This window comes from Sphingobacterium detergens (assembly GCF_003610355.1).
In the GTDB taxonomy this organism is placed as follows: Bacteria; Bacteroidota; Bacteroidia; order Sphingobacteriales; family Sphingobacteriaceae; genus Sphingobacterium; species Sphingobacterium detergens.
Genome location: NZ_RAPY01000008.1, coordinates 273,911 through 300,205 on the forward strand (window position 1 = coordinate 273,911; position 26,295 = coordinate 300,205).

Annotated in this window: 18 protein-coding genes; 14 read left to right on the forward strand and 4 right to left on the reverse strand. The window is 40.1% G+C overall.

Going from position 1 to position 26,295, the window contains the following annotated elements; translation table 11 throughout:
* Nucleotides 1-4 precede the first annotated feature (4 nt).
* Nucleotides 5-1,888: an LTA synthase family protein gene (locus tag DFQ12_RS27060; RefSeq protein ID WP_120262132.1), complete on the reverse strand. Its 1,884-nt coding sequence runs from the start codon at nt 1,886-1,888 to the stop codon at nt 5-7.
* Nucleotides 1,889-2,187: 299 nt separating this feature from the next.
* On the opposite strand from DFQ12_RS27060, the gene DFQ12_RS27065 reads away from it, so the two are divergent.
* From DFQ12_RS27065 to DFQ12_RS27095, 7 genes are all read left to right on the forward strand, one after another.
* Nucleotides 2,188-4,824, forward strand: a complete 2,637-nt coding sequence (locus DFQ12_RS27065; RefSeq protein ID WP_120262133.1) for a valine--tRNA ligase — start codon at nt 2,188-2,190, stop codon at nt 4,822-4,824.
* Between the two features lie 241 nt (nt 4,825-5,065).
* Nucleotides 5,066-5,407 carry a DUF4342 domain-containing protein gene (locus tag DFQ12_RS27070; protein ID WP_244211863.1) on the forward strand — a complete coding sequence of 114 codons (342 nt, stop codon included), beginning with the start codon at nt 5,066-5,068 and terminating at the stop codon, nt 5,405-5,407.
* A 22-nt stretch (nt 5,408-5,429) separates the two neighbouring features.
* Complete coding sequence (locus DFQ12_RS27075) at nt 5,430-5,804, forward strand: MauE/DoxX family redox-associated membrane protein (RefSeq protein WP_120262135.1); 375 nt, start codon at nt 5,430-5,432, stop codon at nt 5,802-5,804.
* A 317-nt stretch (nt 5,805-6,121) separates the two neighbouring features.
* The gene (locus tag DFQ12_RS27080) at nt 6,122-11,407 is read left to right on the forward strand and encodes a translocation/assembly module TamB domain-containing protein (RefSeq protein ID WP_120262136.1); all 5,286 of its coding nucleotides are present in this window, start codon (nt 6,122-6,124) and stop codon (nt 11,405-11,407) included.
* On the forward strand, nt 11,379-13,703 hold the full coding sequence (gene tamL / locus DFQ12_RS27085; RefSeq protein ID WP_244211864.1) for a translocation and assembly module lipoprotein TamL: 2,325 nt from the start codon (nt 11,379-11,381) through the stop codon (nt 13,701-13,703). Before DFQ12_RS27080 ends, tamL begins: the two co-directional genes overlap by 29 nt.
* A 398-nt stretch (nt 13,704-14,101) precedes the next feature.
* Nucleotides 14,102-15,040: a malate dehydrogenase gene (locus DFQ12_RS27090; RefSeq protein WP_120262138.1), complete on the forward strand. Its 939-nt coding sequence runs from the start codon at nt 14,102-14,104 to the stop codon at nt 15,038-15,040.
* Nucleotides 15,041-15,169: 129 nt separating this feature from the next.
* Nucleotides 15,170-15,625 carry an aspartyl protease family protein gene (locus DFQ12_RS27095; RefSeq protein WP_244211865.1) on the forward strand — a complete coding sequence of 152 codons (456 nt, stop codon included), beginning with the start codon at nt 15,170-15,172 and terminating at the stop codon, nt 15,623-15,625.
* 83 nt (nt 15,626-15,708) lie between these two features.
* Here DFQ12_RS27095 and DFQ12_RS27100 read toward each other — a convergent pair whose 3' ends face one another.
* Nucleotides 15,709-16,929, reverse strand: coding sequence for an MFS transporter (locus DFQ12_RS27100; protein ID WP_120262139.1), 1,221 nt, complete (start codon nt 16,927-16,929; stop codon nt 15,709-15,711).
* A 178-nt stretch (nt 16,930-17,107) separates the two neighbouring features.
* Here DFQ12_RS27100 and fsa point away from each other — a divergent pair, with 178 nt between their 5' ends.
* The 3 genes from fsa (at nt 17,108) to rnr (ending at nt 20,717) form a co-directional block, all read left to right on the forward strand.
* Nucleotides 17,108-17,767 carry a fructose-6-phosphate aldolase gene (gene fsa / locus DFQ12_RS27105; protein WP_120262140.1) on the forward strand — a complete coding sequence of 220 codons (660 nt, stop codon included), beginning with the start codon at nt 17,108-17,110 and terminating at the stop codon, nt 17,765-17,767.
* A gap of 131 nt (nt 17,768-17,898) precedes the next feature.
* Nucleotides 17,899-18,327, forward strand: a complete 429-nt coding sequence (locus DFQ12_RS27110; protein WP_120262141.1) for a Fur family transcriptional regulator — start codon at nt 17,899-17,901, stop codon at nt 18,325-18,327.
* Nucleotides 18,328-18,584: 257 nt separating this feature from the next.
* Nucleotides 18,585-20,717, forward strand: a complete 2,133-nt coding sequence (rnr, locus tag DFQ12_RS27115) for a ribonuclease R (RefSeq protein WP_120262142.1) — start codon at nt 18,585-18,587, stop codon at nt 20,715-20,717.
* A 75-nt stretch (nt 20,718-20,792) separates the two neighbouring features.
* Here rnr and DFQ12_RS27120 read toward each other — a convergent pair whose 3' ends face one another.
* Entirely contained in the window at nt 20,793-21,203 is a 411-nt protein-coding gene (locus tag DFQ12_RS27120) for a hypothetical protein (RefSeq protein ID WP_120262143.1), read from the reverse strand.
* Nucleotides 21,204-21,927: 724 nt separating this feature from the next.
* On the opposite strand from DFQ12_RS27120, the gene rpsL reads away from it, so the two are divergent.
* From rpsL to rpsJ, 4 genes are all read left to right on the forward strand, one after another.
* Entirely contained in the window at nt 21,928-22,341 is a 414-nt protein-coding gene (gene rpsL / locus DFQ12_RS27125) for a 30S ribosomal protein S12 (RefSeq protein ID WP_100340149.1), read from the forward strand.
* A 19-nt stretch (nt 22,342-22,360) separates the two neighbouring features.
* On the forward strand, nt 22,361-22,828 hold the full coding sequence (rpsG, locus tag DFQ12_RS27130; protein ID WP_046671863.1) for a 30S ribosomal protein S7: 468 nt from the start codon (nt 22,361-22,363) through the stop codon (nt 22,826-22,828).
* 133 nt (nt 22,829-22,961) lie between these two features.
* Nucleotides 22,962-25,085 (forward strand): elongation factor G, encoded by a 2,124-nt coding sequence (gene fusA, locus DFQ12_RS27135; protein WP_120262144.1) that lies wholly within the window; start codon nt 22,962-22,964, stop codon nt 25,083-25,085.
* A 127-nt stretch (nt 25,086-25,212) separates the two neighbouring features.
* On the forward strand, nt 25,213-25,518 hold the full coding sequence (rpsJ, locus tag DFQ12_RS27140) for a 30S ribosomal protein S10 (RefSeq protein ID WP_028070501.1): 306 nt from the start codon (nt 25,213-25,215) through the stop codon (nt 25,516-25,518).
* A gap of 73 nt (nt 25,519-25,591) precedes the next feature.
* Here the strand turns inward: rpsJ and DFQ12_RS27145 are convergent, their stop codons facing one another.
* Nucleotides 25,592-26,173, reverse strand: a complete 582-nt coding sequence (locus tag DFQ12_RS27145) for a porin family protein (protein ID WP_120262145.1) — start codon at nt 26,171-26,173, stop codon at nt 25,592-25,594.
* Between the last annotated feature and the right edge of the window lie 122 nt (nt 26,174-26,295).

Genomic DNA, 26,295 nt, shown 5'->3' on the forward strand with positions numbered 1-26,295 from the left:
CAGGTTAATATTTTAGAAATTCACGATAAACCTGCTGATAATACGCTTTGGCAATATTCAATATACTATCGGTTTTGGCAGCAGGATATTCTTTATTGGATCTATAATTGATGATACGGCCAACATTATCAAAAGATACCGACTGTTCAGGTGTAACTGCTCCAAAGGCATCTTTGGAATTATAGAAAGCGATCTGTGGTGTCGTCGGATTAAATAAATCCCGACTCCAGTGATATCTATTGGTCGGAAGTTTCAACTGCGTCAACAGCGTCGTGGCTAAATCCGTTTGGTTTCCGATCCGATTGAAGATCTTACCCCGGTATTCCGGTTTGATAACATCACCGAAAAAGATCAATGGGATATGGAATCTATTTGGATGGAAAAGCTCCCATTTTTCCGACGGCAAGCGATGGCCATGATCCGCAACTATCACAAAAAGGGTATTTTTGTACCAGGCTTCTTTCTTGGCTTTACCAATAAAATCGAAAACAGCCGAGTCCGTATAATTCGCCGTGCTTCTGAACTTATCGGCATTGTTGGTACTGCCAAATTTATAACCGTGCTTTAATTCAAATGGTTCGTGATTAATCAATGTAAATATCGTTGAGAAAAAAGGCTGTTTCTCCTTGTTAAAATCATGAATCATCTGGTTGAACACCACATGATCGTAGACTCCCCAGGAAGCCCGCTCGGCATCCAAACCAAAATTAGCGTTATCAACCACTCTGGAAATACCATGTGTCAACATATAGGACTTGAAATTATAAAACTCACTTTGTCCACCATGATAAAAAGAAGTTTCATAACCTGCATGGTCAAATTCCTGCCCAATAGCAGGCATATTTTCGTGCTTGTCGATATATTTAATAATACTTTCCGGTCCCTGCGCCGGAAATCCACTGAGTATAGCAACCATCCCCTTATCCGAACGATCGGCGGCAGAATAGATGTGATCAAATAAAATTCCACCTTTGATCAATTCTTCCATATGTGGCGTTATGCCCTTCTCTCCTCCCAAAGACTGGATGAGGTCACCGACAAAACTTTCCAACATGATGATAACAACATTGGGGCGTGTCGTAGATAAAACTTCGACCGCAGAATCAGGTTGACTTTGGAAGGCAGGCTTCAACTGCTCCTGAATGGCTTGTTGGTCTGAGCCGTAGAAATCATAAGGGCTTTTCAGTTTTGTGCTCTTGGTAAAAAAGTCGCGCAAAAGCGACCATTGTGTATTCACAGCCGCATGATTATAAAAGGTAACCTCAGAATAATAAGCTTTACTAGGGTTTAGTGTTGCGCGGCCATAGCCCCCACGGATAAAGGTAAAGAGAACAAAAACGCCGACGGCCAATTTTAAAAAGTTGCCAATCGGTGATTTAACATTAAAAAAATACACTTTTTTGAACATCCAACGGTAGAGAAAATACCCACAAAATATCCCCACCAACATCCCGAGGATCGGAAGAAAAACAGGTGTAGACTCTGCAGAAGCTACCGCACCGGATGGTGATGCCAGGAAAGCATCTATAGCTCGTTTTGATATTTTATCCCCCCATTCTCGATAGATATTAACATTGATAAAACTCGTCACAAAAAATAAAACCAGTACAACAATTGTGTAAATATCAAGGATGATGCGTTTTGGCTGAACCTTTGGGAAAAAGCTTAGTATGCAATAAACAACAAATGGAATAGCACATATATAGGATACGGCTGAAAAATCAAGGCTTAATCCATGAAAATAGATTCTAAAAATCTCCGTAAAATTGGCTGTTCCTATTTTCTCAAAAAAAGCAGAAATAAAAATAAATCTATCTATAAAACAGATAATTAGCCAAAACAAAAAATATTGTGTTAACGCTCTAAGTTCGTTCGCAAATCGTTGCATCCCTTCGTGTAAAAATAAAACAGGCAAATTTACATTAATTTACATTAAAACTAGGCTAATCGACTAGTAATATGAAGAAAAGATTAAAAAAGTGTTAAGGGTTGAGTATTGAGTAGCTAGTAGTGAGTATTGAGATGTGGGTAAGCGCTGATCTTTAATCATTACTCCTTAACGTTGATCCTTCCCCCCTTATCCTTGGTCCTTGATCTACAATCAATAACAAGATCAATGATAACAAGGAAAATAACATAGAATTCCTTACTTTTGTATTCCTTAAAAAATTGAATATAGAATTTAAAATGAGCATAGCGAAAACTTACAATCCAAAAGAAGCTGAAGAAAAATGGTACAGCTATTGGAAAGCGAACGGATTTTTCCGGTCTACTCCTGACGAACGTGAACCTTATACGATTGTAATGCCGCCACCGAATGTCACTGGCGTATTGCACATGGGTCATATGCTGAACAATACGATTCAAGACGTTTTGATTCGCCGCGCACGTATGCAGGGTAAAAACGCTTGTTGGGTACCGGGGACAGATCACGCCTCCATTGCCACTGAAGCTAAGGTCGTCGCTATGTTAAAGGAACAAGGCATTGACAAAAGATCCTTATCCCGTGAGGATTTTTTAAAGCATGCTTGGGAATGGAAAGAAAAGTACGGTGGTATTATCTTAAAGCAACTGGAAAAACTAGGCGCTTCCTGTGATTGGGATCGTACCCGTTTTACCATGGATCCTGAATTGTATCAATCGGTGATCCGCGTATTTGTTGACCTTTACAACAAAGGGTTAATCTATCGTGGTTACCGCATGGTTAACTGGGATCCAGAAGCCAAAACCAATATCTCTGACGAAGAAGTTGTTTACAAGGAAAAGAACGGTAAATTATACCATCTGAAATATCAGGTTGAAGGAACGGACAAATATATTGTCGTTGCCACAACCCGTCCTGAAACGATCTTTGGTGATACAGCAGTATGTATCAATCCAAACGACGAACGCTACACCTGGTTAAAAGGAAAACAAGTGATCGTACCAATCGTCGGACGTAAAGTGAATATCATTGAAGATGAATATGTGGATCTTGAGTTTGGTACTGGCTGTCTTAAAGTAACTCCGGCGCACGATATCAATGACTACGAACTAGGTAAAAAGCATGATCTGGAGTTTGTCGACATCTTTACCGATGAAGCGAAATTAAACGACAACGGCTTACATTATGCTGGTATGGATCGCTTCAAAGTACGTAAAGAGATCGAAAAAGAACTGGAAGAAAAAGGATTATTGGAAAAAGTAGAAAACTACACCAATAATGTCGGAACATCTGAAAGAACAGGTGCTGTTATTGAGCCTAAGATCTCTAACCAATGGTTCCTGAAAATGGAAGACCTGGGAAAACCTGCACTGGATAATGTCATGGATGACACGATTAAATTCCATCCGACAAAATTCAAAAATATCTACCGCAACTGGATGGAAAATGTAACAGATTGGAACATTTCAAGACAATTGTGGTGGGGACATCAAATACCTGCTTACTTCTATGGTGATGGTAACGATGATTTTGTTGTTGCACAGACTGCCGAAGAAGCGCTTTCACTGGCACAGCAAAAATCGGGCAATGCGGGTCTAACGCTTGCAGATTTGCGTCAGGACGAAGATGTGCTTGACACTTGGTTTTCAGCTTGGTTATGGCCAATTTCTGTATTCAACGGTATCAATGAGCCTGAAAATGAAGAGATCAACTATTACTACCCAACGCAGGATCTAGTCACTGCACCAGATATTATTTTCTTCTGGGTAGCACGCATGATTGTATCGGGTTATGAATTCCGTGGACAGCTACCTTTTGAAAATGTTTATTTTACAGGTATTGTACGCGATAAATTAGGGCGCAAGATGTCAAAATCTCTGGGTAATTCACCTGACCCTATTGATTTGATGAACGAATATGGTGCTGATGCAACACGCATGGGCATGTTATTGACAGCTCCTGCAGGAAATGACTTACCTTTTGACGTTGAGCTTTGTGTACAGGGCCGTAATTTTGCCAATAAAATCTGGAATGCCTTCCGTTTGGTAAAAGGCTTAGAGGTTATCGATGCTCCAGCTTCAGCATCAGACAAAATCTCTGCTGCATGGTTTGATGCACGATTCAACCAAGCATTGACTGAAATTGAAGAAAACTTCAAGCATTACCGTTTATCAGATGCCTTGATGACAACTTATAAATTGGTATGGGATGACTTCTGTGCCTGGTACCTTGAACTGGTGAAACCAGCTTATGGTTCACCTATTGCTTCGGAAACTTTGGAAATGGTAAAATCCTTCTTCCAACGTATATTGACTTTGGTACACCCTTTTATGCCTTTCCTAACGGAAGAACTGTGGCATGATGAGTTATTCGGCACAAAAGCGGAAAAAGACTGTATCATTGTCGCTGAATTTCCAAAAGTTAGTGCATTTGATGAGCATATTATCAAAGATTTTGCTGTAGCACAACAGATCATTTCCGAAGTTCGTAATATCCGCAATTCGAAAGGTATCTCACCAAAAGTAGCATTACCTTTGGCAATCAACCAACAGTCTGACATTGATCTGGCACAGTATATTGCGATCATCACGAAAATTGCCAACCTAGAAGCTGTGACATTTGTGACAGAAAAAGTAGCTGGTGCTACAAGTTTCTTAGCTGGTAAGGATGAATGTTATGTACTCTTGGAAAACAATATTGATGTAGATGCAGAACGCGAACGTATTGAAAAAGAACTGGACTACCTGAAAGGATTCTTGGTGTCTGTAGACAAAAAGCTTTCAAACGAACGTTTTGTACAAAATGCAAAACCAGAAATCGTTGAAAACGAAAAAAGCAAGAAAGCTGATGCAGAAGCTAAAATCAAGATTCTTCAAGATAGCTTGGCCACTTTAGGTTAAAACGATCGACAATATTTCTCCATAGGGGCTGTCCAAAAAGAAAATCGGACAGCCCCTATTTTCTTTACGCCTATTCGTATCTCTCATCCTATTCCTATCCAAACAGCTCAGGGTTCGTTTTTACTTTTGGGGACTTCTCTTTCTTCACTTTCATACCCACATCTGATGCGATGGAATGATAAAAACTTTATGCTATTGCCTATCTGCCGATTTTTAACTTTATAAGAATTCCTGTAAAAAAATGAATAACTTTATAAGAGCGAACTTAAATTATAGCATTATGGGATTCAAGGAAACATTTCAAATCAACGGTGAAAACCTTTTACAAAAGATCAAAGACATCATTGCAGAGGGCAATGTAAATAAAATCAGTATTTCGGACAAACATGGCAAAGAAATCATGAGTTTTCCAATTACTGTTGGCGCAATAGGGCTGATTTTAGCACCTGTATTTGCGGCTATTGGTGCAGTAGCTGCCCTGCTCACCGAGTGTACAATTACTGTGGAGCGAAACAGTGAAAAGAAAGAAGAGGAAAAGCCGGACGATTCTGCTGAGCCTCCAACAACAATCACCGTTAAATAATTGACCCTTAAATTTTACGATCATGAACATCATAAAGAATATCCTTTGTGTTTTGTTTGGCCTTCTTTTTGTCAATGCGGGCTTAGATAAAATCTTTCATTATATGCCTGTTCCACCTATGGACATGGATATGCAAAAGGTATTTCAGGCATTCATCACGATAAAATGGCTAATGCCGCTCGTTGCAATCATCGAAATCCTGGGCGGCTTATTATTTCTCCTCCCAAAGACGAGAACCTTAGGCGCATTGGTTATCTTTCCAATACTCATCGGCATTTTTACACATAACATGATTTTTTATAGTCAAATGGGATTAATTATCTGGGCTGTACTTTTTATCATTTGGTTATGGGTGATTTTTGAAAATTGGGGTAAATATAAAAAGCTAATGGAGTAATTTCCTTGACAAATTGATCGATATTAGGTGCTTTTGTTAGCATAAAATTAAAAAATAAAAAACTTTATACTCCAAAAATGGTTTGGTCAATTATTTGATGTGTTTTATATGCTATCCCTTCAATCACAAAGCTTTTAGGGATAAATGGGGAATTGTCTAAAATTTGCATACATATGTTGCACAAATTAAACTTGCATATACAAGCAAATTTATCTTAGTTTGCTTAAATGGCGGCGATATAAGTTAATATCTGAAAAACTTTGCAAACTTTTTTCCGTTTTAATTTTTATTAGTAGATACTTAAATCAAATTATACGTTGAACAGATTTACCCGAATTGCTTTCAAAACAATATTGTGGATTATTGGAGTAATAATTGCGCTGGTTATTCTAGTTGTATTTTTAATCCGAATACCCTCGGTTCAGAACTATATTGCAGGAAAAGTAACTCATTATGTTGAAGGAAAAATAGGTACACCGGTAAAAATCGGTTATATTAATATTGATTTTCCAAAAAAACTAGTGTTACAGGACATCTATCTGGAAGATCAGAGTAAGGATACCCTTGTTGCTGGAAAAAGCATCGCTGTGGATATCAATATGCTCAAACTATTGAAAAACACGGTCGAGATCCAAAGTATCGAAGCGGAAGGGATCACAGCAAAAATTCGCAGAACACTACCGGACAGCTCCTTTAATTTTGATTATATCGTCAAAGCATTTGCATCCGAAAAGGAAAGCAAGCCTACAGCCGATACCACTTCTGCCTTGCTGTTCAATCTCGATAAAATAAAGCTTGATAAATTTCATATCGTTTACGCTGATGACGTTATCGGAACAAGTGCTGACGTCTATTTGGGTACACTAAACACCAATATCAAGAAATTTGACCTGACCAAAAACATGGCCTTCAATCTGCCAAAGGTAAAAATAGACGGCTTAAGCGCAACCGTAAAACAATGGAAACCGGTCGTAGATGGCACGGCTCCATCCGTCAAAGACTTTGGTATCACAGACAAAACCGCACAAACCACTACCCTGCTTCCGGATGTGGGGATACAGATTGCCGACTTGGCCAATATCCTTGTCCGCTATGAAGATCAATCCAGCTCGCTTAAAACAAAGTTCAACATTAAAAATCTCCGTGCAGATATCAACAAGATTGATTTAAACAAGGAGCTTGTTGATATTCAAACCATTCATCTCGATGGCTCCGACAATGAAGTCCTCTTTGGAAAAGTAGCCAAGAAAACGCAGCCTACAGGCAATGCCACCGCTGATACCACAAAAATCAAATGGGTTGTCTCAGCCAAAGACATCAATATTAACAATACAAGTCTAGCTTACCGGGATGACAATCAAGCCCGTATGAAAGGCTTCGATTATTTCAATATCAAGATTCCGGGAATAAAAACAAATCTGACAGATTTATATTATAGCGCGGATTCGATCAGTGGATCATTAAATGAACTGACCGCATCAGATCACTCGGGCCTTGTTATCAAACAGCTTAAAGGGGACTTTAAATATACCAATACAGGAGCAGAGATTAAGAACCTCTATGCGGAAACGCCACGTACACTCATTCGGGACTACCTAAAAGTAAGCTACCCTTCACTGGATATCATTACCAAAAAGCCGGAATTGATCTACGTGAATGCAACAGTCAAAAAGAGCCATGTCGATATGCGCGATATTTATTTCTTTGCACCGTTCCTTGACACGATGCAGGTCATGAAACCGTTGATGGACAAAAAATTCAATATCGACGGTCGCGTAGTGGGCAAACTTAATGATCTGAATATTCCAAGTATTGATTTTCAGACACTCTCTAATACACGGGTTATTGCAAGTCTGCGCCTAAAGGGGCTGCCGGATGTAGATAAGATGTCCATGGACCTTAATCTGAAAAAATTAACAACAGGTCGCTCGGATATTGAAAAACTTGTCGCCAAAACCATGTTGCCAACAGGTCTTCAACTGCCAAATACGATCGGACTCACGGGGACATTTAAAGGCGGGATGACCGCTTTTGACACCAATCTTTCGTTGGTTACTGAAAAGGGAACGGCCAAAGTTGATGGGAAAGTGAGCATGGCGGGCAGAGATACGACCTACGATGCTTTTGTTAGCATCCGTGATTTTGATATTGGCCAGATCATGAAAATGGATAGCACCCTGGGCATTCTTTCCTTTGAAGGAAAAATAAAAGGACATGGAACAGATCCCAAGAAACTTGTCGCCAATTTCGACGGTAAAGTAAACCGTATGGATGCCATGGGTTATCGTTATCAGAATATCGATATGAACCTCACTGCAGACAAAGGAGATATTAAAGCTTCCGTAGTGAGTCCTGACCCCAATATTAAGTTAAAGCTGGATGCCACGGCCAATATGAAATCTAAATATCCGCAAGTGGATTTTGAACTGATGGTGGACACCATCAACCTCAAAAATCTGAAACTCATGGAAGACGATTTTAAATACCATGGTAAGATGGTCGGGCATTTTACTTCAGCTGATCCAAACTTTCTGAATGGGGAGGCACATATCACCAACTCTTCTATCGCGTACAACGATGCTTATTATTCCCTGGATAGCATCTCGTTGATTGCAAAATCAGATACATCGAGAAATTTGCTGCTTTTAAAATCTGCCTTTTTCAATGCCCATTTGGTTGGAAAGTACAAGATTCTGGAACTACAAAATGCCATTCAGGATATTTTGCAAGTTTATTATCAACCCGGACAACCTGTTAAGGTACCTAAATATGAGCCACAGAATATCGAATTTTCAGCGCAGTTGACCCGTACCAAATTTGTGCAGGATTTTGTTCCGGAATTGACCGAAATGAAAGATGTCACACTGGATGGAATGTTTAACAGTGAAACAAAAACAATATTGGCCAAATTGGATGCCCCAAAAATAGTCTATAGTGGGACAGAGATAAACAATGTTACCTTGGATATCAATACCTTGGATAGCACCCTTTACTATTCGGCACTGATCAATAAAATCAAGGTCAACAATATTGAACTTGTCAATACGGTATTTAGTGGTTCCGTCATTCAGAATAATCTGGATTTTGGCTTGTGGATAAAAGATAGAAAAGAGAAGGAACAGTACCACCTGGGTGGGGATATGGCTGTCGACAATGGTGCTTTTGTATTCAGTCTCCATCAAGACGGTTTGATGCTGAACTACGACAAGTGGAATGTAAACCCTGCCAATGTGCTTAAATTCGGAAGTACGGGTATTCAGGCAAAAGATTTTGTTCTGAGTAGTAAGGGGCAAGAATTGAGTATATCGTCACAGGACAGTGTATTGAATTCACCGGTAAATATTTCCTTTAAGAACTTCCGTATTGAGACCCTAAGTAAAATGCTGGAGAGCGATATTATGGATCTAGGTGGTGGCATCAATGGCCAGGCAACAATATCACGTTTGGAAAGCAACCCTGTATTTGTTTCGGATTTGCTCATCGACAAATTCTATGTCGGAAAAGATACCGTTGGAAATGTGAATATCAAAGTCAACAACGAAAAAGAAAATACCTATAGTGCAAATGTCAGTATCAGTGAAAACGGCAATAATGTTATATTAAACGGTGATTTTATTAGCCCACCGAAAGGCGAATCGAGCCTGGATTTCACGCTGGATATTCAGCCATTGACTATGCAGACTGTGCAAGCATTTAGCCTGGGCTATTTGAAAGATTCAAAAGGAAACCTTGAAGGTAAGCTGAAAATTACAGGATCACCTTCAAAACCGCTGATAGATGGTGATGTCAAGTTTAAAGATGCACAGTTCAATATCGCGATGTTGAACGCCCTTTTCAAAGCAAAGGATGAAACTGTTCATTTTGATAATAGCGGAATCAATTTCACGAAGTTCGCGTTAGAGGATAAAAAAGGAAATATTGCCAAAGTTACCGGTTCGATCGATACAAAAACCTATACTGATTTTGATTTTAATCTGAACGTGAATACGGATAATTTTGAGGTACTAAACTCCACCCAGACGGACAACGACATGTTCTATGGAAAGATGTACCTGACATCCAACCTACGGATCAGAGGAAATCTGGACAAACCTGTTGTCGATGGAACAATCAAGGTCCTTGGTGATACCGATTTCACCTTTGTTATGCCAAATGAGAACCCAGGTATGGCAGACCGTAAAGGGGTAGTCGAATTTGTTGATAAGAGTGATACTACACGCGCGAATATATTTGCGAAGTTGGATTCGATGACTGTCACCAAATTGACCGGAATGGATGTGGATCTGAACCTACAGACGGATAAAGAGGCTAAATTTAAGATTCTCCTGGATGCAGGTTCTCAGGACGCTTTAAATATCCAGGGTCAGGCGGAATTAAATGCCGGTATAGACGCCAGCAGTAAAATTACCTTGTCGGGAACATTTACCGTAGACAAAGGAAGCTATTCGTTTAGTTTTGGCCCCGTAAAAAAAGATTTCACCTTCCAAAAAGGAAGTACCATCACCTGGAATGGGGATCCATTGGATGCGCGACTTAATATTACGGCAGCATATATGACCAAAGCGCCTACCTTAGAACTGGTGGCGACGCAACTGGGATCAGAAAATGCCAATCTGTACAAACAACGTGTTCCGTTCAATGTTTTACTAAAAATTACAGACAAGCTCTTCCAGCCACAGTTGGGTTTTGATATTGATCTGGACGAGAATAACTCCATCGTATCCCAGGATGTCGTCAGTAAGGTAAACAATGCCTTGACTACCCTCCGTGAAAATCCGTCTGAACTCAACAAGCAGGTATTCTCCCTCATCGTATTGGGACGATTTATGTCGACCAATCCGTTTGAAAGTTTATCCGGTGGCGGTGGTACAGAAGCTATCGTTCGGAATAGTATCAGTTCGTTCCTGAGCGGACAGTTAAACCGTTTGGCTTCAGAGTTGATCACCGGTGTAGAACTGGATTTCAACTTAACCTCCGAGCAGGACTATGCAACTGGAGCTGGACAAACCCGGACCGACTTAAATATCGGTGTATCAAAAATGCTCCTGAATGACCGCCTGAAAATTACTGTAGGTTCCAATTTTGAAGTCGAAGGCAATACGAGACCCGGTGAAACCGCCAATAATATTGCGGGCGATATCCAACTGGATTATCAACTGTCTCAAGACGGTCGCTATTTTGCACGTGTTTATCGCAAAAACCAATATCAAGTGACGCTTCAGGGGCAATATGTTGAAACAGGTATCGGGTTTATTATCAATATGGACTATAATAAGTTTAAAGAGATCTGGATGAGTTCCAAAAAACTTAAGGAATACTATGATACCGACAGCAAAGGGTTTAGAAAACGCTTTAATGTGGAACGGATGGAAACGGATTCCGTCTATCGGGACAGCGTACGTACGGTTATCAGAGACAGTTTGATGCTCCACAGCCCGGAGTATAGAAAACGTATTGAAGAGCGTGAAAAAGAAAAACGTAAACAACAATTGGACTCAAGTAAAAATGCACCAAAAAATCCAAGTCCAAAAACAAATTTAGATACGATCAGAACGACAGCAATTAAAAATGAAGATGAGGAAAGGAGTTATCATGCGAGCTAAACTGAAATTTGCTATCGGAATATTGACACTGGGCACAATAATAGCCTCCTGTTCTTCCACCAAGAATTTGAAAGAAGGGGAAAGCCTGTATGTCAAAGGCAATGTGATTATAGATTCGGATACCATTTCAAAGGAGAATAAGGAAAAGCTTGCAACCTATCTTCAGTCGGCATTGATGCCCAAACCCAATAAACGTCTGGCAGGTGTTCCGTTTAAGCTTTATTTTAATAATATGGCCGGTGATTCCGCCAATAAAAACATGATCAAGAGATTCTTCAAGAAAATTGGTGAAGAACCCGTTTTGTTGAGTGATGTCAACCGTGAATACAATGAGAACTTGTTGCGGAACCGTATGGAGAACATTGGTTTTTTCAATGCTGAGGTAAAATCCGACACACTGGTAGAGGAAAAAAAAGCCACCGTAAATTATACTGCCAAACCAAATATCATCTACAAAATCCAGTCGGTCAAATTTAATGTAGATAGCAACAGCCAATTGGGTCGGGATATCCGTTCATCTTCGGACAAGAGTCTTTTGCAGGTGGGTAAACATTACAGTCTTGATGTTGTGCTGAATGAGCGTGACCGCATTGACAATGATCTTAAAAACAAAGGTTATTACTATTTTAGTCCAGATTATATTTTGGTTGAAGTCGACAGTTCGCATCGGAACAACAGGGTTGACATGTATGTAACCGTGAAAAAGGAGACACCGCCGCAAGCGAAGGTTCCATCCAAAATCAATAAGATCTATATTTTCCCGAATTACACGGAGACCAGCTCAGGCTACCAACGGTCGACCCGAAATGCAGAATTATTTGACAGCAGCTACTATTTTATTGACCGGAGAAATACCTTTCGCAAGCCTGTTATCGCAAAACATATCTTCTTCCATCCCGGAGATACGTACAACCGTACAGCGCACAACCAGACGATCAGCCATTTGGTCAATCTGAACAGCTGGAAATTTGTTAAGAACAACTTTGTGGATAGTAAGGAGATACCCAATGCACTCGATGTCTATTACTATCTCACACCCCTGCCAAAAAAATCCTTGCGGGTAGAACTGCTGGGAAAAATGGCATCGGTCTATAATGGTACGGAAGTCAATGTCAACTGGACCCTGCGCAATGCATTTAAGGGTGCCGAGCAATTGAGCTTTAATGTCTTTGGAGGATATGAAACTCAAACGGGAGGAAATGCCGATCTGAATTCCAGCTATTACCGTTACGGAATGGAAGCGACCCTGACATTTCCTCGGATCCTATCTCCTTTTGGCAGTATTAACCCCTCACGTCGATTTATCCCCAAAACCTATGTCAAGGGACGTTATGAATTCTTAAATCGTCGTAAGGCCTATACACTCAATTCAATCGCCCTAGATTATGGTTATATCTGGCAAGAATCGGAGGAAAAGCAGCATGACCTTGCCTTGCTGGAAATTACCTATGTACAGCCTAAAGGTATTTCGGAGAATTATCAAAGGCAGATGGATACCATTCCCGCTTTGCGACATGCCATTGACCCACAGTTTACGATCGGACCAAACTACAACTTCACGTTCCAGAATACGATGAAGCAGCACTTGAAGAATACGTTCTATTTCAAAGGAAATTTGGATCTTTCGGGTAATATTCTGGGCTTAATTAAAGGAGCAGATTTCAATAAGGGCAAGACATTCAAACTGTTCGATGCCTACTTCTCCCAGTATATTAAATTAAGCGGCGACGGAAGGCATTATATGAAACTGTCTGAGAATTCCCAATTGGCTTCCCGAGTGAGTCTCGGCTTGAGTTATTCTTATGGAAACTCGCGGTCCCTCCCCTATTTGAAACAATACTATGTCGGTGGGCCAAACAGTATCCGTGCCTTTGGTGCCCGTGCGATAGGTCCGGGAACCGTTGCTCCAGAGAAATTGAGCAATGGGTTATTTTATGCTGATCAGACCGGAGATATCAAATTGGAAATGAATACTGAATATCGTTCTAAACTGGCTGGTTTTGTCCATTGGGCAGCGTTTATTGATGCAGGTAACGTCTGGTTACAACGAGAAGATGTGAACAAACCCGGCGCTAAGTTCAGCAAAAACTTTTTGAATGAACTTGCTGTAGGTGGTGGTGCCGGCTTGCGTTTCGACTTTACCTTCCTAATTATCCGGACCGATTTTTCCATTCCATTCCGTATCCCCTACTTACCTAAAGGGGAACGTTGGGTATTTAAGGATATAGATTTTGGCAGTTCGCAATGGCGCAAAGATAACCTGATGTTCAATCTGGCCATTGGCTATCCGTTCTAAAACTGAGTCATACGATTGGGATGAAATTTGAAATCAGTAAATGCTCATTCGAAAATTCACCTCAAACAAAAAAAAGACTGTCTTTTAGGACAGTCTTTTTTTTGCCTTTTGGTTCTATAAGCATCCACATCCATTAGTAAGCAATAAGAAATTATACCATGATAGTGCCACAAGGGTATCACGATTAGCATAATCCGGATGAGCGTTTCTATTATCTTTTTAAAAACAAGTTATTCCGGTGAAATTGATTGATTTACTGACAATAATTCGTTAAATTCAAGCATTATTTACTAATCCACATAAATGCTCATGAAATATCCATGTCAAAAAACAGCACAAGCATTCGTGAAAATGGACTGGATATTCCATATGGCCATTAAAAAACAAATAATTTACATATGAAAGTAACTATTGTTGGTGCTGGAGCTGTAGGAGCAACTACAGCGGACAATTTAATCCGTCGAAATGTCGCCGAGGAGATTGTGTTATTGGATATCAAGGAAGGATTTGCAGAAGGAAAAGCGCAAGATATGGCCCAAACGGCGGCCCTACTGGGTTTTGAATCCAAAATCAAAGGAGTAACCAATGACTATCTGTCTACTGCGGGTTCTACTGTTGCTGTCATCACCTCAGGTATTCCCCGTAAACCGGGAATGACCCGTGAGGAATTGATCGGGACAAATGCAAATATTGTCAAATCAGTTGTAGAGAATTTGGTAAAACACTCTCCGGATATCATTATTGTCATTGTCTCCAACCCAATGGATACGATGACCTACCTCGCGCTCAAATCAAGTGGTTTGCCTAAAAATAGGATTATCGGAATGGGGGGTACTTTGGATTCAGCTCGCTTCAAATATCAATTGAGTGAAAAATTAAATGCATCGGCCGCAGACCTCAATGCCATTGTCATTGGTGGCCACGGTGATACGACCATGATTCCTTTGATAAAGCACTCCACGTGGAACAGCATTCCGGTCAGTAACTTTCTTACTGCTGAAGAACAGGCGGAGATTGTCCATAAGACCATGGTGGGTGGAGCAACATTAACGAGCCTGATCGGTACGTCGGCCTGGTATGCTCCAGGTGCTGCTACTGCCGCAGTGGTCGAAAGTATTGTACGTGACCAAGGTAAATTATTTACTGCTTCTGTTTACCTCGAAGGTGAATTTGGTCAGGAGGATATTAACCTCGGTGTTCCGGTTGTTATTAACAAAAAAGGCTGGGATCGCATTATTCCATTACAACTGGATGAGGAAGATAAGGAAAAATTCAGCAAAAGTGCTGACGCCGTACGCACGATGAATAATGTATTGAAAGAGATAAAGGTATTGTAATCAACATAAACGAGTGAGAAAAAAGGCTGTTATTCTAAATAACGGCCTTTTTTCATGTTGCAAAAAAGATTTTACTTTCACAGGAAAATAAGGCGGCGCCAAACTTTTTTTTTAATTAAATTTTTGGCTATGTTTGGGAATATGACAACAGTACCTTTTCAAATCTTAGATCTTCAGGGGCAAGGAACACATATTCTCGTTGATGTAACACTTTATGAGCGCAGTTTTAAAATGGTCATCGATACGGGAGCATCTAAAACCGTATTTGATAAAACCCAAATGGGACATCTTTTAGAGGATCAATTGCTGTTGGAACCATCGGAAACCTTATCAACAGGTTTGGGCACCAACTCGATGGAAAGCTTTAACATGGAAATTCCCAGTTTAGCAATCGGTACCTGGCACATCAACAAATTGAAGACCGCCGTACTGGATCTAAGTTCGATCAATTATGCCTATCAGCAAATGGATCTGGAGCCTGTGATCGGGGTATTAGGCGGTGATATTTTCGCCGATTATGGTGCCGTTATTGATTATGCGAAAAAGACATTACGCTTGCGGGACCGAAAAATTAAGAGTAAGTAAGCCAGTAAGATATCCCGTACTAGACTGGTAAGCCTCCGGCTTGCTATACCAGAATCTCAATACGCAATACCAACTACTCAATACTACAGTTTAAAAAGCCGCTTATGGATATGCATCCGCAGGTAAGTATAATAGAGTAGCGCAATAACGATCCCCAGTCCACCCATCAGGTATAAGGTTGTTCGGAGACCACAATAACTCGCCAGGGAACCGATCATAAGTGTACCTATTGGAAAGATACCCTGAAAGGCCATGACATAATAAGAAATAGCCCGCGCCCGGTAGATCGGTATGGCATGCGTCTGAATATAGGTATTGATACTGGAATTTTGCATCATCATGGCAAAGGAAACCAGCATCACATAGACTAAAGCCATCTGTAACATAGTGGAATGCGCTAGGAACAGTAATGCTAGCCCCATCAGTGCAGCCGCTCCCATCACCTGATAGCGGAGATTCGTTCCCGATTTTAGCCTAGCCATATTAAATGCACCGATCATGGCCCCCAATCCGGCAGCACTTTCAAACCAGGAGAATATACGCTCGTCTCCATGAAACATCTCTTTCGCTATCGCGGGCAAGAGTGAGGTATAAGGAATGACGATCAAACTGGAAAAAGTCATGATAATAATCAAGGAAGAGATATGTGGTGAACGTTTGAGGTAGCGAAATCCTTCGACCAATCCCTCCCAGTTGCTACCTTTACTTAGTTGCACCTTTGTTTCATCCACCTTCATCATCAACAATGTAATGATAACGGGTACAAAACTGATAAAATTCAATGCAAAACAGACCAATTCACCATAGGTACTGAGTAAGATTCCACCGATGGCGGGTCCCAGCATCCGGGCAGCATTAAAGATGGTTGAATTGAGTGCTATGGCGTTGGGCAGATCCTTACGGTCGCCGACCAGATACATCATCAAGGATTGTCTACCGAGCACATCGAAGGAGTTGATGACCCCTTGTATCAGCCCAAGAACCGAGAGCCACAACACAGTCTCCAATTTGAGGTAAACCAGCAATGTCAGCATACCTGCCTGTATCATCAGGCCGATCTGCGTCAATAACACCAGTTTATATTTCTTATGTTTATCAACAAAACTTCCGATAAAAGGGGACAAGACCAAGGAAGGTAATAAGGAGATAAACTGAACGAAACCCAACCAGAAGACCGAACCGGTCAGTTCATAGACCAGCCAGCTGATTGCTATTCGCTGCATCCAAGTCCCCATGAGGGAAATTGCTTGTCCTATTACATGTAAACGGAAGTTTCTATAATGGAGCGATCTAAAAATCTGCATATATAAAGATAATACTATAAAAGTATAACAAAAAAGAACGGGAAGAGATTCTATTTTGCAAAAATAATGATGTAATTCATCGAAATAGATGTGTAATACTGGAATATAATCAATAACTTTGCACCTATTATTTTGAACATTAGAATAATCAAATAATTATCATTCAATAACATACACAATGAAATTTTTTATTGACACAGCGAACCTAGAGCAAATCAAGGAAGCCCAAGACTTAGGCGTATTAGACGGTGTAACGACCAATCCAAGTTTAATGGCTAAAGAAGGTATCAGCGGTGATGAGAACGTAATCAACCACTACAAAGCAATCTGTGCAATTGTTGACGGCGACGTGAGTGCTGAGGTTATTTCTACTACTTACGAAGAAATGATCAAAGAAGGCGAAGCATTAGCAGCTCTTGACAGCAAGATCGTTGTAAAAGTTCCTATGATCAAAGATGGCGTGAAAGCAATCAAATATTTCAGCAAAAAGGGTATTAAAACAAACTGTACATTGGTATTCACTGCTGGTCAAGCTTTATTGGCTGCAAAAGCAGGCGCTACATATGTATCTCCTTTTATTGGTCGTTTGGATGATATCTCTACAGACGGATTGGCATTGATCGAAGATATCCGTTTGATCTACGATAACTACCAATACCCAACACAGATTTTAGCAGCTTCTGTACGCCATAGCGCACACATCTTAGGTTGTGCTAAAATCGGTGCAGATGTAATGACAGGCCCATTATCAGCAATGTTAGCATTGTTAAAACACCCATTGACAGATAGCGGTTTAGCAACATTCTTGGCTGACCACGCGAAAGCTGCGGGTAAATAAAATAGACTATACTTCGGTATAGGTTTTGAACCGATAAGGGGAAGATGACAATAATCTTAACCTTATCGGTTTTCTTATGTGGATAAATTCCGTATTTTTGTAATTGATCTAAGGTTATAACGAATAAGTCCATGGAACAATCCAACACTGTATATCCAGAAATTCTGAAACGAAATAGTTTAAAAATCACCCAACCCCGGTTAAAGGTGCTTGAAATTATTTCAACGAAAGATTCGGCTATTTCGCAGCCGGAACTGGAGAAATTGTTGGGTAAGGATATCGACCGTGTGACATTGTATCGTGTATTGGCCAGTTTTGAGGAAAAGGGTATTATCCATAAGATCTTTGATCTACACGGAACCGCTACCTATGCCATGTGTTCCACCAACTGTTCCGAACATGACCATCATGACCAACATGTGCATTTCATCTGTCGGGTATGCAACTCGGTCTATTGTCTGGACGAAATTACATTGCCAAAAGTATCTATCCCCGATGGATTTAGCTTGGAGGCGATTGCCGTTAACGCGCTCGGCGTATGTAATCATTGTAAAAAATAAATCAAACCTACAGCTTCAAAACAATTTTCCGCTTGATCTGTCTATAATTTGGAAATCGGATTCACTCCGATTAGCTCGGCTATTGTACGGGTGAATGCTGATTTTTTTGTACCTTGTATCAATAGCGTAATCATACTGAAGAATGATTGCGCATAGCATTGGTTTATTGTACCTACGGGGTAATAACCGCTATTCGACACACTAGCTATCATACAAATGACTTGATGGCTAATACAAATGAGTAAATAATAAAACGAATGAAGACAAGAAAAGATAATCCCTATAAAGAGGTATTAACCCAACTGATCATCGATATTTTCGAAAAATCAGGAAACAAGCCCCTCAACTATAAACAAGTTTCTTCCAAATTGAATCTGACGGACAACGATTCCAAAGTTGCCATTGCCGATATTTTACAGGAAAATGTACGAAGCGGACTTTTTGTGGAAGTAGAGCGCGGAAAATTTAATCTGAAACAAATTAAAGTATATGTCACCGGAAAAGTGGATATGACAGCAGATGGTTCCGCTTATATTATCCCTGAGGATGAATTTGAAAACGATATTTATATTGCGCCGCGTAAACTAAGACAAGCCCTGCATGGCGATATTGTCAAAGTACACACTTTTGAGAAAAGAAAAGGTGGTCGCAAAAAAGAAGGTGAAGTTATTGAAATCCTACAGCGGGCCAAAACCGACTTTACCGGAACAATCAGCATTTCAAACAATTTCGCATTTTTTATCGCCGATGATCGCAAGATGTTGCACGATATCTTTATTCCACTGGACAACCTGAATGGTGCCAAGGACAAAGAGAAAGTTGTGGTTTCGATCATTGATTGGCCAAGTGGCAGTAAGAATCCGGTAGGAACGGTCAAACATGTTCTGGGTGTCAAAGGCGAAAACAACACCGAGATGAATGCGATCTTGGCAGACTACGGCTTCCCATTGGAATTCCCGAAGAAGGTAGAAGAAGAAGCCAATAAAATCACGGAGAAAATCAGCAAGGAAGAGATTGCCAAAAGACGTGATTTCAGAGGGGTCACCACATTTACAATTGACCCTGCAGATGCCAAAGATTTTGACGATGCCATATCTTTCCAAAAGCTGGAGAATGGCAATTACGAGATCGGTGTACATATTGCCGATGTATCGCATTTTGTGATTCCGGATACCGAGTTGGATAAAGAAGCTTTTAACCGTGCGACATCAGTCTACTTGGTTGACCGTGTTATTCCAATGCTTCCGGAACGTTTGTCCAATGGCGTATGTTCATTACGCCCACATGAAGACAAACTTTGTTTTTCGGCAGTATTCGAAATGGACGAAAAAGCTACTATTCATGAGCAATGGTTTGGCCGCACGATTATCCATTCGGACAGACGGTTTAGTTATGAGGAGGCACAGGAAGTTATCGAGACGAAATCCGGTGATTTCAGCCATGAGATCTTAAAATTGAACGAGCTCGCTTATATCCTTCGTGAACGTAAGTTTAAAAATGGAGCAATTTCCTTTGAAAGTGAGGAGGTTAAATTCACTTTGGATGAGAATGGCAAACCTACAGGTGTATATACCAAAGTACGTAAAGATGCCCACAAGTTGATCGAAGATTTTATGTTGTTGGCCAACCGCAAAGTGGCTGAGTATATCGGTAAGCAAGGCCGTGGTAAAAACAAATTAACGTTTGTATACCGATACCACGATGTTCCGAACCCAGAGACGTTGACTACATTTTCGCAATTTGCGGCACGTTTTGGCCACAAGTTAACCATTAAAACAGACAAGGAAACTGCGAAATCCCTCAATGCGATAATGACGAAGATCGAAGGTAGCAAGGAACAAAATATGCTGACCTCCCTGGCGGTGCGTTCAATGGCCAAGGCAATCTATACAACGAAGAAAACAAGCCACTATGGATTGGCATTTGACTATTATACCCATTTCACCTCCCCTATCCGTCGATATCCGGATGTGATGGTGCACCGTCTTTTGCAGTTCTACCTGGATGGTGGTACAAAGGTCAATGCCGAGCACTACGAGAAAATGTCGGAACACTCTTCACAAATGGAGAAAAAGGCAGCGGAAGCGGAACGCGCATCCATCAAATACAAACAAGCGGAATACCTGCAAGATCAGATCGGTACAGAATATACGGGTATCGTATCGGGTGTGACCGAATGGGGTATGTATGTGGAGATTGAGGAGAACAAGTGTGAGGGTATGGTACGTTTACGTGATATCACGGATGATTTCTATGTGCTAGATGAGAAGAACTATGCCATTATTGGCCAACGGAAGAAAAAGAAATTCCAATTGGGTGATGAGGTTCAGATCCGTGTGAAGAAAGTAGATCTGGATAAACGGCAGATTGATTTTACGTTGTTGTCGTAATACAATCTAGTTAGACATAAAAAAAACGTATCAGCGTTACTGATACGTTTTTTTTATGTGTTGTATTGAAGAAGCTTATTGTTTGGTTCCATCAAATTTAAAAGTTGTTTCACCCTCAGCTAACGGCTTAGATAAATAGCTAACAGTCTTGTTTTTAATCTCGTACAAAAACATTGCTCCGGGTTCGGTAGCTGCTGATTGTATCGAATAATCCGCACTATTTGTTACGCTAAATTCACGAGAAGGCAGTTTCAATGAACTATCTTCCACCTCAACTTTAATACGATTATCACCCACTTTGGTTACTTTAATGGTCTTATTAAACTTCTCACCAACTCCTACGATATCCAAACTTCCTTTATACGTTCCCACTGCTGCATCGATGCTTCCACCTGTCTGAGGTTGATTATCATCATCTTTAGAACATCCCACGAAAGCGAACGCTACCAGCGCCAATACTACTGCATACATTAATTTCATTTTCATAATTTGAATACTTTAATTTGTTTTTACTAAAAAATTATATCTTCGTTTTTAACAAATGTCTTGCCAAAAGAACGCAACAACATGCAGAATAGACAATATACTCAGAAACCAGTAGATAGTCCATTTCAAGAATTCGCATCCTACCCATAGCTACCGAACAATAATAGAGCGACTTAACTGAATTTCTCGTTATGTTCCTTTTTTATTGCGCACCAATTAAAAAAAGTCCGCGGGCAAATCCGATTAAGGACGAAGCAAACAAATAAACAGGCTTGCTGTTCAATTAATCTCCATACGGAATAGCAACAAAGCCCCCTGTTGAAAGATCTGCAGGTCGGTATGACAAGCGCAAAGGAAAATCAACGGGCATATTACCCGGCTTAACAACGTGATTTTGCGTCCTGTCGGTGTCATGTACCCGAGTAAAATATCACTTCTCCCAACTGTCTAAGAGTCTTGGACGGGTGGCGAAGTGCTTTCGGCAGGTGAGTAAATGAAAATTCCACCCGACTAAATCATCTAGACCATGGACAATATACAGAAGAAGGAGCGCGAACTTGTCAACCCATGTGGGGAAATGGCTTCGCTTCAGGGAAAAGAGAGTTTCCATTTCGAAAAAATAATCTAAATTTTATATACTAACTATTTAATATTCAAAACGAAATCAGTATCTTTGCGAACTTAAAATAATTTAGGTATCAAATTTATAAACAAAAACAGGTAAATGCCTACTATTCAACAATTAGTTAGAAAAGGTAGAGTAGCTCTGGTTGATAAGAGTAAGTCACCAGCGTTGGACTCATGTCCACAGCGAAGAGGTGTATGTACACGTGTATATACTACTACCCCTAAAAAACCAAACTCAGCAATGCGTAAAGTAGCTCGTGTACGTTTAACAAACGGTAAAGAGGTCAACGCTTACATCCCTGGAGAAGGTCACAACTTACAAGAGCACTCGATCGTATTGATCCGTGGTGGTCGTGTTAAGGATTTACCAGGTGTGCGTTACCACATCATCCGTGGTGCATTAGATACTTCAGGTGTAGCAGGTCGTAACCAACGTCGTTCTAAATACGGAACTAAGCGTCCTAAACCAGGACAAGCAGCTGCAGCTCCAACAAAAGGTAAAAAGAAATAATTAAACGGAGGAAAGAAAAATGAGAAAATCAAAACCGAAAAAGAGAATCATTTTACCTGATCCAAAGTTTAACGACGTTCAGGTAACACGTTTCGTAAACAATATGATGGTAGATGGTAAAAAATCTATCGCTTATTCTATTTTTTACGATGCAGTAGAATTAGTAGAACAAAAAACACAAGAAAGCGGTTTAGAAGCTTGGAAAAAAGCTTTGAACAACGTTATGCCTGCTGTTGAAGTTAAATCACGTCGTGTAGGTGGTGCTAACTTCCAAGTTCCTATGGAAGTTCGTCCAGACCGTAAAATCGCTTTGGGTATGAAATGGTTAATTTCATACGCTCGCAAACGTGGTGAAAAAACAATGTTTGAAAAATTAGCAGGAGAAATCATTTCAGCTTCTAAAGGTGAAGGTGCTGCTGTTAAGAAGAAAGAAGATACGCACAAAATGGCGGAAGCTAACAAAGCGTTCTCACACTTCAGATTCTAATTTTGAAGACATTCAAAAAAATATGATTACACCGACCTCAGATAAACGAACAATCTTTTATCAAGGTCGGTGTACTTATTTAACATTACATTTAAACACATAAGGCCCATAAGGCCAGCTGCTTAAAAATATTATGGCAAGAGATTTAAAATTCACTAGAAATATCGGTATCGCTGCTCACATCGATGCTGGTAAAACTACAACAACTGAGCGTATCCTTTACTACTCAGGTGTAAACCATAAATTGGGTGAAGTTCACGAAGGTGCTTCAACAATGGACTGGATGGAGCAAGAGGCTGAGCGCGGGATTACAATCACTTCTGCTGCTACTACAGTTTTCTGGCAATACCGTGGTAATAAATACCAAGTAAACGTAATCGATACTCCTGGACACGTGGATTTCACGGTTGAGGTAAACCGTTCATTACGTGTATTAGACGGATTAGTATTCTTATTCTCTGCGGTTGATGGTGTTGAGCCTCAATCTGAGACTAACTGGAGATTGGCAGATAACTATGCTGTTCCACGTATCGGTTTCGTTAATAAAATGGACCGTTCAGGAGCTGACTTCTTGAAAGTTGTTGGTCAAGTAAAATCAATGTTAGGTTCTGATGCTGTAGCATTACAATTACCTATCGGCGCTGAAGACACGTTCACTGGTGTTGTTGATTTAATTAACAACCGTGGTATCGTATGGAATGAGCATGATAAAGGGATGACCTTTACAGAGGTTCCTATTCCTGCAGATATGGTGGATGAAGTTGCTGAATACCGTGAGAAATTATTAGAAGCAGTAGCTGGTTATGATGAGACTTTGATGGAGAAATTCTTCGAAGATCCAAATTCATTGACTGAGCGCGAAATCTTAGATGCTTTACGTAAAGCGGTATTAGATAATGCGATCGTTCCTATGGTATGTGGTTCATCTTTCAAAAACAAAGGTGTTCAAACCATGTTGGATCTAGTAATGGAATTATTGCCTTCACCTCTTGATATTGAGGCTGTAAAAGGTACTAACCCTGATACTGGTGAAGAGATCACACGTAAACCATCTGTAAACGAGCCTTTCGCAGCTTTAGGTTTTAAAATTGCGACTGACCCATTCGTAGGTCGTTTATGTTTCATCCGTGCTTACTCTGGTAAGTTAGATGCAGGTTCTTATGTATTGAACACACGTTCAGGTAACAAAGAGCGTATCTCTCGTATCTTCCAAATGCACGCGAACAAGCAAAACCCTATTCCTTTCATCGAAGCTGGTGATATCGGTGCGGTTGTTGGTTTCAAAGACATCAAAACTGGTGATACACTTTGTGACGAAAAAGCACCTATCGTATTAGAGTCTATGACTTTCCCTGAGCCGGTAATCGGTTTAGCGATTGAGCCTAAAACTCAAGCTGACGTAGATAGATTAGGTATTGGTCTTGGTAAATTAGCTGAAGAAGATCCTACATTCGTTGTTAAAACTGACGAAGAAACTGGTCAAACAGTTATCTCTGGTATGGGTGAGCTTCACTTAGAGATCTTGATCGACCGTTTGAAACGTGAATTCAAAGTTGAGGTTAACCAAGGTGCTCCTCAAGTATCATACAAAGAGTCTATCAACGGTACAACTGAGCACCGTGAGGTATTCAAAAAACAATCAGGTGGTCGTGGTAAATTCGCGGATATCAAAGTTGTTATCTCTCCAGCGGACGAAGATTTCGATTTAACAAAATCACCTCTTCAATTCGTAAATGAAATCGTTGGTGGTAAAATCCCTAAAGAATTTATCCCTTCTGTTCAAAAAGGATTTGAAACTTCAATGAAAAATGGTGTATTAGCAGGATTCCCATTATCAGGAATGAAAGTTCGTTTGATTGATGGTTCATTCCACGCTGTCGATTCAGATTCATTGTCTTTCGAATTAGCTGCTCGTCAAGCATACCGTGAAGGATTGCCTAAATGTTCTCCAGTGTTAATGGAACCAATTATGAAAATAGAGGTTTTAACACCAGAAGAAAACATGGGTGATGTAATGGGTGACTTAAACCGTCGTCGTGGTCAAATGCAAGGTTTGGATTCACGTAACGGTGCACAAGTAATCAAAGCATTGGTTCCACTTTCTGAAATGTTCGGTTACGTAACCCAATTACGTACAATCACTTCAGGTCGTGCAACATCTACAATGGAATTTGATCACTTCGAAGAAGCTCCTCGTAACGTTGCTGAAGAAGTAATCGCAAAATCAAAAGGTAAAATCAAAGGTTCTGTTGAATAATAGAACTCAAGAATAAAGGAACAAAGATTGAAGGATATTATCTTTTATCTTTGTTCCTTAATCAAAAATACACACCGATTGCTAGTTGTGAATAGCTCTAATTAGCAATCATTTTAAATAAATAAAAATGAGCCAAAGAATCAGAATTAAATTGAAATCTTACGATTACAATTTGGTTGACAAGTCAGCTGAAAAAATCGTAAAAACAGTAAAACCTACAGGTGCAGTTGTTAGTGGTCCTATTCCATTGCCTACTGAGAAAAAAATCTACACGGTATTACGTTCACCACACGTTAACAAAAAAGCACGTGAGCAATTCCAATTGTGTGCTTACAAAAGATTGTTGGATATCTATTCATCAAACGCTAAAACTGTTGACGCATTGATGAAACTTGAATTACCTTCAGGTGTTGAAGTAGAAATCAAAGTGTGATAGATTTCAGTCACTGAAAACAAAAAGGGCCTTTCGTAAGAAAAGCCCTTTTTTCGTTTGTTATACTTTTTGCTTAAAACTGGTATCCAACACCTACTGAGAACACGCGATTTTTTAAGGACGCTCCGTCTAACCCAGCTAGGTCTACTAATCCCAAACCATATCCTCCATTTATTAAGAAGCCATTTGATAACTTATAACCTCCTAAAAAATTAAGTCCTGCATCAAATCGTTTCATTCCGTTGTCTCCAAATTCGATATCGACCGAGACTCCGTTCGCTTTCGCTTTTCCACTTAAAGCATATCCCGCATATGGGCCAGCTCCCAAAAATAAATTTCCTGAGCCCGCAGGGACATAATAAACAAAATTAACAGGTATTTCCAAATACATTAAATCTGTTTTCTCACCTTGTGATTTTCCCCCCTTACCTTGCAAAGAAAGCCCTGGTTGAATTGAGAAATTGTTTGCAATTGGTGCATCAACAAACCCCGTTACATAGAAACTAGTTGAAGCATCGCTGCTTATAGATCCACCATCTCCAGAAAATGTATATTTCGGAAAGTTAAGGCCCGCTTTAATCCCATAAGAAGTCTGTGCTTTGGCTCCAGCAATAAAACACAATGCTGCAGCGATTGATAGTAATTTTCTTTTCATAAAAAACAAATTAAATATAGAACTAAAATAGCGTATAATTTACTGAAATACAACTAAAGAAAAAAATAGACTAAGATCTAGTTTTAGATCGTATATCATATATAGCTTCTTTTAATTAAATT

Coding starts and splice junctions, on each gene's coding strand:
- tamL (WP_244211864.1), top strand. CDS start 11,379: ATGAGGAAAGGAGTTATCATGCGAGCTAAACTGAAATTTGCTATCGGA.
- rpsJ (WP_028070501.1), top strand. CDS start 25,213: ATGAGCCAAAGAATCAGAATTAAATTGAAATCTTACGATTACAATTTG.
- DFQ12_RS27075 (WP_120262135.1), top strand. CDS start 5,430: ATGAACATCATAAAGAATATCCTTTGTGTTTTGTTTGGCCTTCTTTTT.
- DFQ12_RS27145 (WP_120262145.1), bottom strand. CDS start 26,173: ATGAAAAGAAAATTACTATCAATCGCTGCAGCATTGTGTTTTATTGCT.
- DFQ12_RS27065 (WP_120262133.1), top strand. CDS start 2,188: ATGAGCATAGCGAAAACTTACAATCCAAAAGAAGCTGAAGAAAAATGG.
- fsa (WP_120262140.1), top strand. CDS start 17,108: ATGAAATTTTTTATTGACACAGCGAACCTAGAGCAAATCAAGGAAGCC.
- DFQ12_RS27090 (WP_120262138.1), top strand. CDS start 14,102: ATGAAAGTAACTATTGTTGGTGCTGGAGCTGTAGGAGCAACTACAGCG.
- DFQ12_RS27120 (WP_120262143.1), bottom strand. CDS start 21,203: ATGAAAATGAAATTAATGTATGCAGTAGTATTGGCGCTGGTAGCGTTC.
- DFQ12_RS27060 (WP_120262132.1), bottom strand. CDS start 1,888: ATGCAACGATTTGCGAACGAACTTAGAGCGTTAACACAATATTTTTTG.
- DFQ12_RS27070 (WP_244211863.1), top strand. CDS start 5,066: ATGAATAACTTTATAAGAGCGAACTTAAATTATAGCATTATGGGATTC.
- rpsL (WP_100340149.1), top strand. CDS start 21,928: ATGCCTACTATTCAACAATTAGTTAGAAAAGGTAGAGTAGCTCTGGTT.
- rpsG (WP_046671863.1), top strand. CDS start 22,361: ATGAGAAAATCAAAACCGAAAAAGAGAATCATTTTACCTGATCCAAAG.
- DFQ12_RS27095 (WP_244211865.1), top strand. CDS start 15,170: ATGTTTGGGAATATGACAACAGTACCTTTTCAAATCTTAGATCTTCAG.
- DFQ12_RS27110 (WP_120262141.1), top strand. CDS start 17,899: ATGGAACAATCCAACACTGTATATCCAGAAATTCTGAAACGAAATAGT.
- rnr (WP_120262142.1), top strand. CDS start 18,585: ATGAAGACAAGAAAAGATAATCCCTATAAAGAGGTATTAACCCAACTG.
- fusA (WP_120262144.1), top strand. CDS start 22,962: ATGGCAAGAGATTTAAAATTCACTAGAAATATCGGTATCGCTGCTCAC.
- DFQ12_RS27100 (WP_120262139.1), bottom strand. CDS start 16,929: ATGCAGATTTTTAGATCGCTCCATTATAGAAACTTCCGTTTACATGTA.